Source organism: Nocardia sp. NPDC046763 (assembly GCF_040645495.1).
In the GTDB taxonomy this organism is placed as follows: domain Bacteria; phylum Actinomycetota; class Actinomycetes; order Mycobacteriales; family Mycobacteriaceae; genus Nocardia.
In genome coordinates this window covers 81,481-95,787 of the sequence record NZ_JBEYYI010000006.1, presented here as the reverse complement: position 1 = coordinate 95,787, position 14,307 = coordinate 81,481, and the positions used below count along the sequence as shown (strand labels likewise).

At 69.8% G+C, this 14,307-nt stretch carries 15 protein-coding genes and 1 pseudogene; 5 read left to right on the top strand and 11 right to left on the bottom strand.

The annotated features are described in order from the left end of the window. Positions 1 to 111 precede the first annotated feature (111 nt). The 3 genes from ABZ909_RS12010 to ABZ909_RS12000 all read left to right on the top strand — a co-directional run bounded on the left by ABZ909_RS12010 (position 112) and on the right by ABZ909_RS12000 (position 4,588). Positions 112 to 2,100, top strand: coding sequence for an APC family permease (locus tag ABZ909_RS12010; protein WP_356998068.1), 1,989 nt, complete (start codon positions 112 to 114; stop codon positions 2,098 to 2,100). After that, positions 2,097 to 3,698, top strand: coding sequence for a TRAM domain-containing protein (locus ABZ909_RS12005; RefSeq protein WP_356998066.1), 1,602 nt, complete (start codon positions 2,097 to 2,099; stop codon positions 3,696 to 3,698). The genes ABZ909_RS12010 and ABZ909_RS12005 overlap by 4 nt, the downstream gene beginning before the upstream one ends. Positions 3,699 to 3,778: 80 nt before the next feature. Beyond that, positions 3,779 to 4,588: a hypothetical protein gene (locus tag ABZ909_RS12000; protein ID WP_356998064.1), complete on the top strand. Its 810-nt coding sequence runs from the start codon at positions 3,779 to 3,781 to the stop codon at positions 4,586 to 4,588. Positions 4,589 to 4,591: 3 nt separating this feature from the next. On the opposite strand, the gene ABZ909_RS11995 is transcribed toward ABZ909_RS12000, so the two are convergent. Together ABZ909_RS11995 and ABZ909_RS11990 are read right to left on the bottom strand one after the other, a co-directional pair. Beyond that, positions 4,592 to 5,278, bottom strand: coding sequence for an SIMPL domain-containing protein (locus ABZ909_RS11995; protein ID WP_356998062.1), 687 nt, complete (start codon positions 5,276 to 5,278; stop codon positions 4,592 to 4,594). Positions 5,279 to 5,373: 95 nt separating this feature from the next. After that, positions 5,374 to 5,973, bottom strand: coding sequence for a helix-turn-helix domain-containing protein (locus tag ABZ909_RS11990; protein ID WP_356998061.1), 600 nt, complete (start codon positions 5,971 to 5,973; stop codon positions 5,374 to 5,376). A gap of 94 nt (positions 5,974 to 6,067) precedes the next feature. Between ABZ909_RS11990 and ABZ909_RS11985 the strand changes: the two genes are divergently transcribed. Beyond that, complete coding sequence (locus ABZ909_RS11985) at positions 6,068 to 7,279, top strand: pyridoxal phosphate-dependent aminotransferase (RefSeq protein WP_356998060.1); 1,212 nt, start codon at positions 6,068 to 6,070, stop codon at positions 7,277 to 7,279. Between the two features lie 3 nt (positions 7,280 to 7,282). Here the strand turns inward: ABZ909_RS11985 and ABZ909_RS11980 are convergent, their stop codons facing one another. From ABZ909_RS11980 to ABZ909_RS11945, 8 genes are all read right to left on the bottom strand, one after another. Then, entirely contained in the window at positions 7,283 to 8,026 is a 744-nt protein-coding gene (locus tag ABZ909_RS11980) for an SDR family oxidoreductase (protein WP_356998058.1), read from the bottom strand. Positions 8,027 to 8,114: 88 nt separating this feature from the next. Further along, positions 8,115 to 9,314: an NADH:flavin oxidoreductase gene (locus ABZ909_RS11975; RefSeq protein ID WP_356998056.1), complete on the bottom strand. Its 1,200-nt coding sequence runs from the start codon at positions 9,312 to 9,314 to the stop codon at positions 8,115 to 8,117. Next, positions 9,311 to 9,886 carry a TetR family transcriptional regulator gene (locus ABZ909_RS11970; RefSeq protein ID WP_356998054.1) on the bottom strand — a complete coding sequence of 192 codons (576 nt, stop codon included), beginning with the start codon at positions 9,884 to 9,886 and terminating at the stop codon, positions 9,311 to 9,313. Before ABZ909_RS11970 ends, ABZ909_RS11975 begins: the two co-directional genes overlap by 4 nt. A 324-nt stretch (positions 9,887 to 10,210) precedes the next feature. Beyond that, complete coding sequence (locus ABZ909_RS11965) at positions 10,211 to 10,558, bottom strand: hypothetical protein (protein WP_356998052.1); 348 nt, start codon at positions 10,556 to 10,558, stop codon at positions 10,211 to 10,213. A gap of 234 nt (positions 10,559 to 10,792) precedes the next feature. Continuing rightward, a complete protein-coding gene (locus tag ABZ909_RS11960; RefSeq protein ID WP_356998051.1) occupies positions 10,793 to 11,791 on the bottom strand; it encodes a hypothetical protein in 999 nt (332 codons plus the stop codon). A gap of 68 nt (positions 11,792 to 11,859) precedes the next feature. Continuing rightward, positions 11,860 to 12,033 carry a hypothetical protein gene (locus ABZ909_RS11955; protein WP_356998049.1) on the bottom strand — a complete coding sequence of 58 codons (174 nt, stop codon included), beginning with the start codon at positions 12,031 to 12,033 and terminating at the stop codon, positions 11,860 to 11,862. Between the two features lie 16 nt (positions 12,034 to 12,049). Further along, the gene (locus ABZ909_RS11950) at positions 12,050 to 12,469 is read right to left on the bottom strand and encodes a DUF1707 domain-containing protein (RefSeq protein ID WP_356998048.1); all 420 of its coding nucleotides are present in this window, start codon (positions 12,467 to 12,469) and stop codon (positions 12,050 to 12,052) included. Positions 12,470 to 12,562: 93 nt separating this feature from the next. Further along, entirely contained in the window at positions 12,563 to 13,489 is a 927-nt protein-coding gene (locus ABZ909_RS11945) for a LysR family transcriptional regulator (protein WP_356998046.1), read from the bottom strand. Between the two features lie 171 nt (positions 13,490 to 13,660). Between ABZ909_RS11945 and ABZ909_RS11940 the strand changes: the two genes are divergently transcribed. Beyond that, a complete protein-coding gene (locus ABZ909_RS11940) occupies positions 13,661 to 13,825 on the top strand; it encodes a hypothetical protein (RefSeq protein WP_356998045.1) in 165 nt (54 codons plus the stop codon). 263 nt (positions 13,826 to 14,088) lie between these two features. On the opposite strand, the pseudogene ABZ909_RS11935 reads toward ABZ909_RS11940, so the two are convergent. Continuing rightward, positions 14,089 to 14,298 (bottom strand): annotated as a pseudogene (locus tag ABZ909_RS11935) (glutaminase); the annotation flags it as partial. Positions 14,299 to 14,307 lie beyond the last annotated feature (9 nt).

Below are 14,307 nucleotides of genomic sequence, written 5' to 3'. Positions count from 1 at the left end.
GACGGCATTCAAACCGGAACCGGGAAACCTCACAGCCCGTACCCGCCACCCTACGACGGTGAGGTCGCGCCCCGAACACGGTCACTCGCGCCCTGCCTTATGCTGGCTGGAGTGTCGAAGTTGACGACGGCCGCCAAGCGCATGCTGGTCGGCCGCCCATTCCGCAGTGATTCTCTCGGGCATACGTTGCTGCCCAAGCGGATCGCGCTCCCGGTATTCGCCTCGGACGCGTTGTCCTCGGTGGCATACGCGCCGGAGGAGATCTTTCTGGTGCTGTCGGTGGCCGGACTGTCGGCCTACGCCTACGCGCCGTGGATCGGTCTGGCGGTCGCACTGGTGATGGCCGTGGTGGTTGCCAGCTACCGCCAGAACGTGCACGCCTACCCCTCGGGCGGCGGCGATTACGAGGTCGCGACCAAGAACCTCGGCGCTACCGCGGGATTGACCGTCGGCAGCGCGCTGCTGGTGGACTACGTGCTCACGGTGGCGGTGTCGATTTCGTCGGCGGCTTCCAATATCGGGTCGGCGGTGCCGTTCGTCGCCACCCACAAGGTGCTGTTCGCGGTCTCGGCGATCGTGATCCTCACCGCGATCAATCTGCGCGGCGTGCGGGAATCGGGTACGGCCTTCGCGATTCCCACCTACGCCTTCATGATCGGCATGTTCGTCATGCTCATCTGGGGCTTCACCCGGATCGGCCTGGGGCAGACCGTGCAGGCCGAGTCGTACGGCTTCGGCCTGAAGGCCGAGGACGAGCATCTGTTCGGGCTGGCGTTCGTGTTCCTCCTCGCGCGTGCGTTCTCCTCCGGTTGTGCGGCGCTGACCGGTGTCGAGGCGATCAGCAATGGCGTGCCCGCGTTCCGCAAACCCAAGTCCCGCAATGCCGCGACGACTCTGCTGCTGCTCGGCTGTATCGCGGTGACGCTGTTCATGGGCATGATCGTGCTCGCCCGGAAGGTCGGCATCGTGTACGCGCACAACACCGACGACCTGATCGGCGCACCCGCCGGATACGAGCAGAAGACGCTGGTGGCGCAGCTGGCGGGCGCGGTGTTCTCCGGATTCCAGCCCGGCTTCTACTTCATCACCATCGTCACCGCGCTGATCCTGGTGCTGGCGGCCAATACCGCCTTCAACGGCTTCCCGGTGCTGGGTTCGATTCTGGCGCAGGACCGTTTCCTGCCGCGGCAGCTGCACACCCGCGGTGATCGGCTGGCGTTCAGCAACGGCATCCTGTTCCTGGCGGGCGCGGCCATCGCCTTCGTGGTGTTGTTCGGCGCGGAGGTGACGCGCCTGATCCAGCTCTACATCGTGGGTGTGTTCGTGTCGTTCGTGCTGAGTCAGACCGGCATGCTGCGGCATTGGACGCGACTGCTGCGCACCGAGGCCGATCCGGCGGTGCGGGCGCGGATGAAGCGGTCGCGGGTGATCAACGCCATCGGCCTCTCCATGACCGCGACCGTGCTGCTCATCGTGCTGGTCACCAAGTTCCTGGCGGGCGCGTGGATCGCCATCGTCACCATGGCGGCCATCTTCGGGCTGATGAAACTCATTCGCCGCCACTACGACACGGTGTCGCAAGAGCTGGACGAGTCCGAGTGGGACGGCGTGTTGCCCAGTCGCACGCACTCCATCGTGCTGGTGTCCAAGCTGCACCTGCCAACCAAGCGCGCCCTGGCCTACGCCCGCGCGACCCGGCCCGACACGCTCGAGGCCATCACGGTGAACGTCGACGAACCCGACACCCGGGCGCTGGTGCGGGAGTGGGAGCACAGCGATGTCGCGGTGACGCTCAAGGTGATCGAGTCCCCGTACCGTGAGATCACCAAGCCGGTGGTGGATTACGTGAAGCGAGTGCGCACGGACTCCCCGCGTGACGTGGTGACCGTGTTCATCCCCGAATACGTGGTCGGCCGCTGGTGGGAGCAGTTGCTGCACAACCAGAGTGCGCTGCGGCTGAAGGGCCGCCTGCTGTTCGAGCCCGGCGTCATGGTGACCAGCGTGCCCTGGCAGCTGTCCTCCTCGGCGGGCCGGGCCCGGCCCGGCCGGTTGATCGATGCGCCCGGTTCGGTGCGCCGCGGATTCGGAGACGAGGCATGAGCGCCGGATCCGATTGGTACGGAGAGGTCTTCGAGGTCCGCTTGGGCCCGCCCGGCCACGGTGGTTTCTGCGTGGCCCGTCACGAGGGCCGCGTCCTGTTCGTCCGCCACGGCCTGCCCGGTGAACTGGTCCGCGCTCTGGTCACCGAGGACCGCGGCGGCTCCTTCTGCCGTGCCGACGCCATCGAGATCCTCGACGCCTCGCCCGACCGCGTCCCCGCCACCTGCCCGGTCTCCGGCCCGGGCGGCGCCGGCTGCTGCGACTTCACCTTCGCCACCCCCGTGGCCCAGCGCGAACTCAAACGCCAGGTCGTGGCCGAGCAGCTGCGCCGCCTCGCCGACTGGGAACCGGACTTCGCCGTCGAACCGATCCCGGCACCGCCCGGACTGGCGATTCGTGGTGTGGCACAAGGAACCTCGCTCGGTGCACCGATCCCGGACCTCGGCCATCCCGGGCGGCTCGGCAGCGTGACGACCAACCTCGGTTCGACTCTGCTCGGCGGTCGCGCCGAGCCCGCCGCGACGGCCCCGCGCCCGACCCCGGGCACGAGCGTCCCGCCGGGTCGAATCGGCGGAGTGTCGACGCCCTCGGCGCGTGCGCTCATCGCTCGTCCCGGTGCCGGGGAGACGACGCAGGGCGGCGAGCCTCCGGCGGGGTCGTATACCGCCGGGTGGCGGAGCCGGGTGCGGCTGGTGGTGGACGCGGAGGGGCGGGCCGGGGTGCACCGGTATCGGAGCACCGAGGTGATCGCGGATCTGCGGTGCCCGCAGCCGATGGCGGGGGCCATGGCGGGGATCGGCGAGCGGGTGTGGACGCCCGGGGCGGATCTGGCCGTGGCCGTGGACGGGGACGGGGTGCGGCATCTCGTCGAGCTGGCTCCGGCCGGGGCGGAGGAGGGCGGTCCGCGCGGGCGTCGTGAAAGAGGCGATGGGGCAGGGGGTTCCGGTCGGCGCGGCGGGGGTGATCGGCGCAGTACCGCCGCGCGGCGGGCGGCGGCGCACAGCGCGCGGACCGAGCGCGTGGTCGATGGCAGTGGCCGGGCGGTGCAGTACGTGGGCGAGCGGCGGTGGGAGCTGTCGGCGACCGGGTTCTGGCAGCCGCATTACGGTGCGGCGCAGTGCTATTCGGATGTGGTGGCGGAGTGGGCCGACTGCGCGCCCGGGGCGCTGGTCTGGGACCTGTACTGCGGTGTGGGCGTGTTCGCCGCGCGGCTGGCGGAGCAGGTCGGCGTGACCGGGATGGTGCACGGCGTCGAGTTCGCGCGCACCGCGGTTGCTGAAGGGCGTGCCGCGCTGCGGGATCTGCCGTGGGTGGACCTGACCGTCGAACGTGTCGAGCGGTGGATTCACGAACAGCCGGATGCCGCACCGGATGTCGTCGTGCTCGACCCGCCGCGCGCGGGCGCGGGCAAGGACGTGATCAACGCGCTGAGTGAGCGTTCCCCGCGCCGCATCATCCACATCGGTTGCGACCCAGCCGCTTTCGCTCGGGACATCGGTCTCTACCGCGCCGCCGGCTACCAGCCGGTGGACCTGCGCGTCTTCGATGCCTTCCCCGGCACCCACCACGTCGAGTGCATCTCGGTCCTGGAGCGCTGACGAGGTCCTCGGTGTGGTGCGTCGGGTCGAGGGGATGGGTTGGGGCGCGGGCGGTTTGGGTGTGCGCCAAGATGTTGCCCATGACTACGTTGTCGGATCCGACTGTGGCGTCGGTGGTGGAGCTGATCTATGGGGATCAGTCGCGGTTCCACTCGCTCGAGGCATTGCTGCTGGGGGTGGATCTCAAGCGGCCGGAGTACGGCGTCGAGTTGTGGGTGAACGCCGACAGCTACTGGGGGCGGCTGGTGACGCCGGTGTACGGGGCGCGGCTGGCGGCGCTGGGCGGGAACGCGGAGGCGGATCGGGCGCTGCTGGATCTGGTCGAGGTGACGGTGGCGCGGTTCCTGCAGGGAGAGTCCCTGGCGCGCAAGAGCCTTCCGGCGTGGATGCCGGCGCTGCGCACGGCGCTGCTCGAGGACGGTTACCGGATGAAGATCGACCGGGTGATCGGTGCCGGGACGGAGGCGAGGGTGCGATGTCGCCTGAAACCCACGGCGTGGCTGCCGGTGCGGCTGGCCGGGCAGGTGGCGCTATTGGAGACCGAGCTCGAGGTGCGCGGCCAGCAGACGGCGCTGGATCACCTGCGGAAGGCGGTCGAACACTATGAGCGCGGCCGGTTCCCGGCGTGCGAGAAGCGGCTGCGGTCGGCGTTGCAGCAGGTGACGGCGTATGCGGCGGGGACCGGTGATCCGGACGGCGGCCGCAATGTGCGGCACCTGGTGGACACCGGCCGCCTCACCATCGCGCAGGGCACGCGGCTGCTGCACGATCTGCGCGGGATGGTTGTCGGGGACCCGTTCCCGCATCGAACCCGGGCGGACGCCACCCGGTTTCGCATTCAGCTCACCGCCGTGCGCGCCGGTTCCCTGCTGGCGCAGGTCGAGCTCTGAGGTTCAGATCAACTGCCAGGTGATCCGGACGCTGGTGGACAGCTCGCTCTCGCCGAGCTCCACCGGCACCGCGCCGCCCGGAGCGGCCACCTTGTTGGCGGCGAACGCGATTCGCGGTGCGGGCGCGGGACCGGATACGTTCTCGGTGATCTCGATGACCGATCCCAGCCTGCGGCTTGCCCGGAACGCGTACTGCTCGGCCTTGCCCAGTGCGTGGTCCCAGGCGGCGTCGCGGGCGCGGACCATGAGGCTCTCCTCGTCGGCGACGGTCAGCGTCAGCCCGCCCAGGCGTACATCGTCGCCGCCCGCGTCGACGGCGTGCGCGATGATCGCGGCGGGCCCGCCGTCGGCGGCGGGTTTCGCCTCCCCGCCGGGTCCGCCGATCTCGCGCAGCGTGACCGTCAGTGCGGTGCCCGCGATATAGCCGACCAGCTTCTCCCGATTCCCTTCGGCCCATACGGTTTCCGCGCGCACCGTGAGCCCGCTGGTCGTGATGTCGCGACCCGCCACGCCGTCCGCGCGCAGTGACGAGATCACCGCGTCGGCGCGTTCCCCGGCCCGCGCGTAGGCGGTGGCCACGGTATCGGCGTGTGTCTCCACCGAGATCGACACCCGCATGATGTCCGGCGTGGCACTGGCACTGCCGGAGCCGATGATCGTGATCGTGCCGATGGCGTTCTCGCTGGTCACGGATTCCTCCTCGATCGATGCGGGCACAACCCAGCCGATGCTACCGACGGCCGCCGAGCACCTGACGTCACCGCGTCGACGAGGCGTGACGCGGTTCAGGCGACCGGTTGCCCGGTTCCGGTCGCCTGGTCGAGGGTGGCGGCGAGCGAGCGGGCGCCGGTGGCGATCTCGCTCGCCGCGGCCAGCTCCAGCCGGATCTCCAGATCCGGCGCGGCGGCCGGGCCGTCGTGATGGGTGAGGCCGGATTCGGTGATCACGTAGTGGAAGGCGGTCTCGCCGATGCGGACCGTGACGGTGCCGGCGGGCACCAGCTCGGCCACGGCATGTCCGAGGGGGAGCGCGAACCAGTGCGCCCGCACGGCGTCGGTCGCGCGCTGCTCGCCGAGTTGTGCCGCGCCCCAGGTCGATAGCGAGTCCAGCACCGGCCGCAGCGCCGCGCCGGAGTCGGTGAGTTCGTAGACCGCGGTCCCGGCGCGGGGGCCGACGCGGCGTTTGGTGAGAATCCCGTCACGCTCGAGGTCCTTGAGCCGGGCGGCCAGCACGTCGGTGCTGATGCCGGGCAGGTCGGCGAACAGGTCGCTGTATCGGCGCGGGCCCGAACACAATTCGCGGACCACCAGCAGGTTCCACCGGTCGCCGACGATGTCGAGGGCGCGGCTGACGGTGCAGTAGTGGTCGTAGCTTCGGCGTGTCACGATTCCACTCTAACCAACAAGTTGGAAATACCAAGTGCAAACTTGGAATTTCCAAGTAGAGTGTGCGGCAACCACACCGAGAAGGGGTCGTTTGATGCAGGTGAAGCAGTCGAGCAAGCTGGCGGGCGTGTCCTACGAGATCCGCGGGCCGGTCGCCGAGCACGCCGCACGGCTGGAGGCGGAGGGGCATCACGTCGTGAAGCTCAATACCGGCAACCCGCTGACCTTCGGCTTCGAGGCGCCCGCCGAACTGCTTCAGGACATGGTGCGCAACCTGCCGCAGTCCAGCGGCTACTCGACCTCCAAGGGCCTGCTCTCGGCGCGGCGCGCGGTGGTGCAGTACTACCAGACGCTCGGACTGTCCGAGCTCGACGTCGAACAGGTCTTCCTGGGTAACGGCGTCTCCGAGCTCATCATGATGGCCATGACCGCGCTGCTGGAGAACGGCGACGAAGTCCTGGTTCCCGCACCGGATTTCCCGCTCTGGACCGCCGCCACCGCGCTCAACGGCGGCCGGCCCGTGCACTACATCTGCGACGAGGGCTCGGACTGGATGCCGGACCTGGCCGATATCGAGTCCAAGATCACCGACCGCACCCGGGCGCTGGTCATCATCAACCCGAACAACCCTACGGGCGCTGTGTATTCGCCCGAGGTGGTGCGCCAGATGCTGGAGATCGCCCGCCGTCACAACCTGGTGGTGTTCTCCGACGAGATCTACGACAAGATCCTCTACGACGGCCTGACCCACACCGCCACCGCCGCGCTGGCCCCGGATCTGTTGTGCCTCACCTTCTCCGGGCTCTCCAAGTCCTACCGCGCCGCCGGATTCCGCGGTGGCTGGCTGGCGGTATCGGGCCCGATCGAGCACGCCGAGAACTATCTCGAGGGCCTGACCATGCTGGCGGGTCTCCGGCTGTGCGCGAATGTCCCTGCGCAGCAGGCGATTCAGGCCGCGCTCGGCGGACATCAGAGCATCTACGACCTCACCCTGCCCGGCGGCCGCCTGCGCGAGCAGCGCGACCGTGCGTGGGAGGCGCTCAACGCCATCCCGGGCATCTCGTGCGTGAAGCCCCGGGGCGCGCTGTACGCCTTCCCGCGCATCGACCTCGACATGTACCGGATCCACGACGACGAGCAGTTCGTGCTGGATCTGCTGCTGCGCGAGAAGATCCACATCGTGCAGGGCACCGGCTTCAATTGGCCACGCCCCGACCACTTCCGGATCGTGACGCTGCCGCACGCCGATGAGCTCGAGGCCATCATCGAGCGCATCGGACGTTTCCTGGCGACCTACAAGCAGTAGGTCTCAGACCGGGCGGCCCGCCGTCATACCGCCGTCGACGACGAACTCGGCGCCATTGCAATAGCTGGATTCGTGGCTCGCGAGGAACACCACGAGCGCCGTGACCTCGTCGGGCACTCCGAGGCGGGCCAGGGTGTTCGCATCGCGATCCGTGGTCGAACCCTCGGGCACGCCCAGCATGGGGGTCAGAATCCCTCCCGGGTGAACCGAATTCACCCGCACTCCGTGCTGGGCGAGCTCGAGCGCAGCGGATTTGGTGAGCCCGCGCACCCCGAACTTCGATGCGGTGTAGGCGTGCGCGCCCGGCACGCCCTGGATCCCGGCGGCGGAGGAGATGTTCACCACCGCCGCCGGACGGGCTGCCACCAGGGCGTCGCGGGCGGCGGTCAGGCCCAGGAAGGGGCCGGTGAGATTGATGGACAGGGTCCGCTGCCACTGCTCCTCGGTGTAGGTGCCGAGCGGTCCGAAGTCGAGGATGCCCGCATTGTTGACCAGCACGTCGAGCTTGCCGAACCGTTCGACCGCGGTGTCCACGGCAGCGCGCCAGTCCGCGGCGCTGGTGACGTCGAGGTGGACGTACGCCGCGGTGTCACCGAGTTCGGCGGCCAGCTTCGCGCCCGCCTCGTCGGTGATGTCGCCGATGAGCACCGAGGCGCCCTCGGCCACGAACGCGCGGGCGTGCGAGGCCCCCATTCCCGATGCCGCGCCGCTGATCAGCGCCACCCGCCCGTCGAGTCGTCCGCTCATGCCGCATCCTTTCGAGCCTGAACGGAGCCCGCCATGGTCACGCTCCGCAAGCGTGGGGAGGAGGAGCGACGCCTCCCGGTTCGACCCCTCATGCTCGGTGCCTTCCGTCGAGATCGATGATGGTCCGCTCCGGCCGGAACACGCAGCGGGTGGTGGTGTAGATGGTGGGCATGCACTTGTTGCAGTGCACGCACGCCGACCGCGTGGCCGCGTCGGCCTGGATGCGCTGCAACAGATTCGGTTCCCGCAGCAGCGCGCGGCCCATGGCCACGAAGTCGAAGCCCTCGGCCCGGGCCAGGTTCATGGTGTCGAGATTGGTGATGCCGCCCAGCAGGATCAGCGGCATGGACAGTTCGCGGCGGAACTGGCGGGCCCGCTCGAGCAGGTACGCCTCCTGATACGGGTACTCCTTGAGGAAGGCGCGCCCGACCAGCCGGAAACCCAGCCGAGCCGGACCGGGCAGCACCTGCGCGAATTCGCTGCGCGGTGCGTCGCCGTGGAACAGCAGCATGGGATTGAGCAGCGAACTGCCCGCGGTCAATTCGAGGGCGTCGAGCGCGCCGTCGGCCTCCAGCCAGGCGGCCACCTGCACGCTCTCGGGGACCGTGAGCCCGCCGCGGCGACCATCCTCCATGTTCAGCTTGGCGGTCACCGCCAGCCGGTCGCCCACGGCTTCCCGCACCGCACAAGCGATTTCGCGGGCCAGGCGAGCGCGATTGGCGAGCGCGCCGCCCCAGCGGTCGTGGCGGCGGTTGAGCAGCGGGCTCAGGAACGAGCTGACCAGATAGTTGTGGCCGAAATGGATTTCGACCGCGTCGAATCCGGCCTGCTCGGCCAGCAGCGCCGCATTCGCGTGTGCCGCAATGAGTTCCCGGATCTCGGAGTCGCCGGGCACGTGCATGGCCTGCATGCTCAGCGGGCTGAACATGCGGCTCGGCGCGAGCGCGGGCGCGCGATTGGAGGCGGCGTTGGCGACCGGCCCGGCGTGCCCGATCTGGGCGCTGGCGGCCGCGCCCTCGGCGTGCACGGCGTCGGTCAGTTCGCGTAGTCCGGGAACGGCTTCGGGCCGCATCCAGATCTGGTGCCGGTCGGTGCGACCGCCCGGCGCGACCGCGCAGTAGGCGACGGTGGTCATGCCCACCCCGCCCGCGGCGACCTCGCGGTGGAAGTCGATGAGCTGGGGGGTGACCAGCGCGTCGGGGGTGCGTCCCTCGAAGGTGGCGGCCTTGATCACCCGGTTGCGCAGGGTGATCGGGCCGAGTTTCGCCGGTGCGAAGATCTCGTTCATGGTTGTTCTCCCGATGCGGTGAGTCCGGCCACCACGAAGTTCCGCAGGGCCGTCAGCGCCGGTTCGGGCATCCCGTGATCCTCGATCTCGGGAGCGCCGAACCGCATGATGATCAGGTCGAAGGCCAGCATCCAGCGCCGTCGAGCCTCACCGGCCCCCAGTTCGGGCAGCAGCGCGGTCCAGGAGTCCATCCGGAACCACGGCCCCTGCCACGAGGTCTGATGCCGGCCCAGCACGAAGCGGGCCAGCAGCCGGAGATGCAGGCGCCCCAGCGGATCTGCGGCCAGCTCCTGGAACGGCGCGAGGATGGTGTCCACCACCGCGGGCACCGAATCCCGCCCGCCCGTGGCCCGGGCCAGCCCGTCCTCCCACAGCGGCCCTAGCCGGGCCTCGATGAGGGCGGCGATCAGCGCCTCCTTGGATCCGAAGTGGTAGTGCACCGCTGCGGGATTGGCTCCCGCCGCCGCGCACACGGCGCGCACCGAAACCTCGTCATAGGGCTCGGTCAGCAGTAGTTGCTCGGCCGCCGCGAGCAGCCGTTCCCGCGTTCCCGCGGACACCTTCTCGACCATGCAAGCAGTGAAACATGGTTCAATCAGTAATTCAATCATTGATTGAAAATTCTGGATGGCGTGTGGCGTGGTCGCCGGGACCGAGTGGGGCCCGCACTAGTCCGGCGGGTGTGTCGGGCCGGTCGGGCGATCCTGGCGGGGCGGTTCAGCGCCTTCTTCCGCACCATGCTGCCGCAGCTGGTGGGCATGTCGCCCATGCCTTTTCGGCGCTTCGTGCTCGCGAGTGCGGCGGGTGCGATCATCCGGAGCGCCGTCCGGTGCTCGCCGTGCTGGGCCTGGTCTATCGGAAGTGGCGGCAGCACCGCGCCGGCCGGCAGTGAGCGGTCACTCGCTCTGCGACCAGGCCGCTACCGGCAGGGTCAGGTAGACGCCGATATTCGCGTCGACGAACTTCTCGATATCGGCGAGCAGGCGGTCGCAGCGCTCCTGCCGGTTCTCGGCCCGGCTCTCGAAATACTTCGACCGGACCTCGATGACCACATCCATCCCGGAGCGATCGAACTTGCCCAGCGGGTGGAAGCGGATCTCGACATCTCCCGGCTGCAGGTCGCCGTCGTAGGGCTCCTCCGGGCATTCGACGGCGATGGACACCAGGTGCGGCAGCCATTTGCCCAGCTCACGCAGCACGGTCTCGGGAAGCTCCGGCTTGTAGGTCACGTCGACGAGGGGCATCCGGCCAGTGTATTAGCCGAGGCACCGAGGTGGACCCGGTGTGCTCGAGTCGTAAGACCTTCGGCCCCAATGCCGCTCGGATCGCCCGGGCGTCGTCGGCGTACCAGGTGGGCTAGCGGGGTCGGGCTCCTCGAGGATCACCGGCACCGCGTAGGGGCCGGCTCGCCGACGAGCGCTGCGGAGATCTCGTCGCGTCGCCCGTGGTGGCCACGACCTCGGCCTGATCGGCGCGGGTCAGGAGGCGCGGAGGCTGGCGACCATCTGCGCGGCCCGGTCGGCGGCGAGTTCGCCCTGGGTGCCGCGGTCGGCCAGGATGGCCAGCACCAGCAGCGCCTTGTTCGGGCCAGAGAACGCGAAGGTGTAGATCGAGTAGCTGGTCGTGGTGCAGCCCGGTGCGGACGGCTGCCAGCTGCCGGAAGTCTCGACCTGCTGGCCGGTGACGCCGCTCGTGGTGGTGACCGCGACCGGCGCGCCCTGGCTGCCGCCGGTCGCGTCCGAATAGCCGCCCTCGGCCGAGATTCTCGCCACCTTGACGGCCGCGGCGGCGGGATCGCTGCCGTCGACGTGGGCGACGAAGGCGAGGGTCCGATACGCGGAGCCCGCGCAGTAGTCGTTGCCCTCGGTGGACTTGGCGTGCCCGATGACCGAGCCGTCGGTCCCGGTCTGCACGGTGATATCGGTGGGCTCGGCGATCGTCCACCCGGCGGGTACGTCGTAACTGATACCCAGTGCCGGGGCGACCACGGTGGTGCTGCCGGGCTTGGGGGCACCGGACCGGGACGGCCCGGTGCCGGACGGCCCGCCGGAGGATGCGGCGTCGGTCGTGGCGGGCGCGGCGGTGGTGCCGCTGTCGGAGGAGTCCCGGGTCAGCGCGTACGCCGCGATACCGCCGCCGGCCAGCACGATGACCGCGGCCAGCGCGGCGAGGATCACCAGGGTGCGACGGGGCCCGCCGCCGGGTGCGGGTGGCTGCGCGTAGCCCGGAATCGGTTGCTGCCCCGGATAATTCGGGACGGAATGCTGCCCGGTGACGTACTGGGGCTGCTGGCCGGTGATGTGCTGCGGGGGCGCGGGTTGGTACCCCGGCGGCAGCTGCGCGGCAAAGCCGAGATACTCGGCCGGCTGCGGTGCCTCGCCGGCCGGGTAACCCCAGTCCTGTTGTCCCGCATCGGGATAGCCCCAGCCCTGTGGCCCGCCGTGGGGGTTCGCCCAGTGATCATTGTTGTCGGTCACGTGTTTTCACCCTCCGGCCGCACCGAGCCGCCTCGGCTTGGTCGAAGCCCGACCCTATCGGGTGTGTACTAGCCCTGCGACGCGGGCGCGTCCGGGCCGGAAGCCGGCCGGGCCGGGGAAACCCGGATCACCCCGGCATCCAGATCGAGGCTGACCCGGGGCCGGTGGCCCTCGCCGCTGCCGTCCTCGCTGCCCTCGTCCTGCAGCTTCCTGCCGGGGAACAGTTCGCCTATGACGCCCACGAATTCACCCTAGCCCTCACATGCGGTGGTAGCGCGGACCGTGATACCCGTACCCGCGCCGCCCCCGCGCGAAGATGAAGAAGAGCACCGGGAACAGGAAGAACGGGAAGAAGTGGGTGGTCACCGCGAACGCGATCACGAACACGAGCAGCACGCCCGCACCGATCGGGGCCAGCGGCATCGGGCGGCGTGGAGCGGGCGGCGGGGTGGGGATCCGCGGCGCGGGCGGTTGTGGCCGGGGTAGGTCGCCGAACAGCACCGCCAGCTCGCCCGCGGTCTTGGCCGCGTACGCCCGGCCTACCCGCTCGTCGTATTCCGCGACGTCGAGCCGGCCGGCGGCGAAATGTTCGCCCAGTGTCGCGGCGGCCTGCTCGCGCTCCGCGGTGCCGACGCGGACGGTGGACGGTCCGTAGACCGCGGGATCGAAATCGGTCATGACAATCCACCTCGGGGGAGGGAAGCAATCTCGTTGTCCGCCAGCGTAGGCGCGTTCGCGGCGGCGCGCCTGCACGCGTGTGCGTAATCCCGGTTACGCCTGCCGACGTAGGCCCGCCGCGGGCTGTCCGGCGGCCAGTCCCGCGAATTCGGCGACCTTGGGATGGTCGGTGTCGGTACGCCACACCAGCCGGACCCGCGCCTCGGGCAGGCCGGTGAGCGGGACGAATGCCACCTCCGGATGGGTGAAGTAGGTGGGCATGGCGGTCGTGGTGGCGAAGACGGCGTTGTTGTGGGCGACGGCGGTGAGCATCTCGGGTTCGGTGCGCGCGGGCGCGACCCGCGGGATGGGCCGCCCGCGCGGGGTGGTGCCCGGCGGCCAGAAGGCGCGCGCGAATTCGGGCGCGACATCCGGATGCGGTCCGATCACCCGCAATTCGGCCAGATCCTCGACATCGATGCTGTCGCGGGTGGCCCACGGATGACTGCGGGCGATGGCCAGCAGCCGCGGGAACACTCCCACCTCCGGTCCGACGGTCAGGCCGAGCTGCTCGACCGGGGCCAGGCAGATCTGGATGTCCACCTCGCCGCGCCGCAGCGGGCCGAAGATGTCGGTCCACGCCAGCTGGGTCAGCGTGACCTGGCATTCCGGATGGCGGGCCCGGAATCCGGTCAGTGCCGTGTCGAGGGTGGACGCGTAGGGCCCGAGGAATCCGATGCGCAGACCCCGTGCCGCGGTGCGGGTTTCGGCGAAGGCCCGCTGCAGCTCCCAGAAGGCCGGGCGGGTGCGGGCCAGCAGATGCTCGCCCAGCGGATTGAGGGTGACCCGGCGACTGGTGCGCTCCACCAGGCGGCGGCCGACGCGGCGCTCCAGGCTGCGGATCAGCTGGCTGACCCGGGGCTGGGACAGTCCGAGGCGGTCGGCGGTCCGGCCGAAGTGCAGTTCTTCGGCCAGGACCACGAACGCTTCCAGTTCGGCCGGGTCGACGCGGGGTTCTCGAGGCGAGTCTTCGATCAGCATTTCTTATCGATCTTCGCGGATTTCGGCGTTGATGGCTATCCGACACGTGACGGATGCTGAGGCGGTGAGCGAATCGCGTCGACTTGTGGTGGGCATCAGCGGAGCCACCGGCATCGCCTACGGCGTGCCGGTGCTGGAGCTGGCTCCACGCTGTCGGTCTATCTCTCCGAGGTGGAGCAGCACTCGTACCGCGCGGGAAAGGTCATCTATAACTGCCTGCTGGCCGACCTGTTCGACGACTCCCAGCGCCCGGTGAAGGGCAGCTTCGAAAACGGCTGGCCCGCAGCCGTTCAGCGGCGCGTCCTGGACCGCTGGCAGGAGTACGGCTACCGCTGATCGCGGGAACGACTACGGGCGGCGTCGTGCGACCGGACGAGGGGTGTCGGACGAGGCTCGGCCCGAGGCGGGGCAGATGCCGCCGTGCGCCGCGCACGGCGGCATCGGCCTGCGTGTAGGCGGCGGCCGCCAGCCGTTCCAGCAGTGCCGGTTCGATCTCCGGGGTCCGACCGGTGAGCTGGTCGAAACGCGCGGGCGGCAGGACGGCGACCCGAACGGTGGTCTCGGCGCAGACGTCATTGGTGTCGGGCACGCCCGCCGGGCTGAATCGTGAAGGCGGCGTCCAGATCTCCTCTGCCGTACACCCGCCCATCCGCGGTAGCCAGGCAGATGCCGAACGAATCGGGTTGTACTGCCGCCAGTTCCGGAATGCAGTCGGCCAGCGTTCCCGACGTGTCGGCCCGGTACAGCTCGTACACTTCGTCGATGATGCGGGCGACGACGCCGCCGGAGCGGCCACCGGGCCACTGCAACCGGCGTAA

Coding starts and splice junctions, on each gene's coding strand:
- ABZ909_RS11965 (WP_356998052.1), bottom strand. CDS start 10,558: ATGCCCCTCGTCGACGTGACCTACAAGCCGGAGCTTCCCGAGACCGTG.
- ABZ909_RS11970 (WP_356998054.1), bottom strand. CDS start 9,886: ATGGTCGAGAAGGTGTCCGCGGGAACGCGGGAACGGCTGCTCGCGGCG.
- ABZ909_RS11950 (WP_356998048.1), bottom strand. CDS start 12,469: ATGACCGATTTCGATCCCGCGGTCTACGGACCGTCCACCGTCCGCGTC.
- ABZ909_RS11985 (WP_356998060.1), top strand. CDS start 6,068: ATGCAGGTGAAGCAGTCGAGCAAGCTGGCGGGCGTGTCCTACGAGATC.
- ABZ909_RS12005 (WP_356998066.1), top strand. CDS start 2,097: ATGAGCGCCGGATCCGATTGGTACGGAGAGGTCTTCGAGGTCCGCTTG.
- ABZ909_RS12000 (WP_356998064.1), top strand. CDS start 3,779: ATGACTACGTTGTCGGATCCGACTGTGGCGTCGGTGGTGGAGCTGATC.
- ABZ909_RS11975 (WP_356998056.1), bottom strand. CDS start 9,314: ATGAACGAGATCTTCGCACCGGCGAAACTCGGCCCGATCACCCTGCGC.
- ABZ909_RS11945 (WP_356998046.1), bottom strand. CDS start 13,489: ATGCTGATCGAAGACTCGCCTCGAGAACCCCGCGTCGACCCGGCCGAA.
- ABZ909_RS11980 (WP_356998058.1), bottom strand. CDS start 8,026: ATGAGCGGACGACTCGACGGGCGGGTGGCGCTGATCAGCGGCGCGGCA.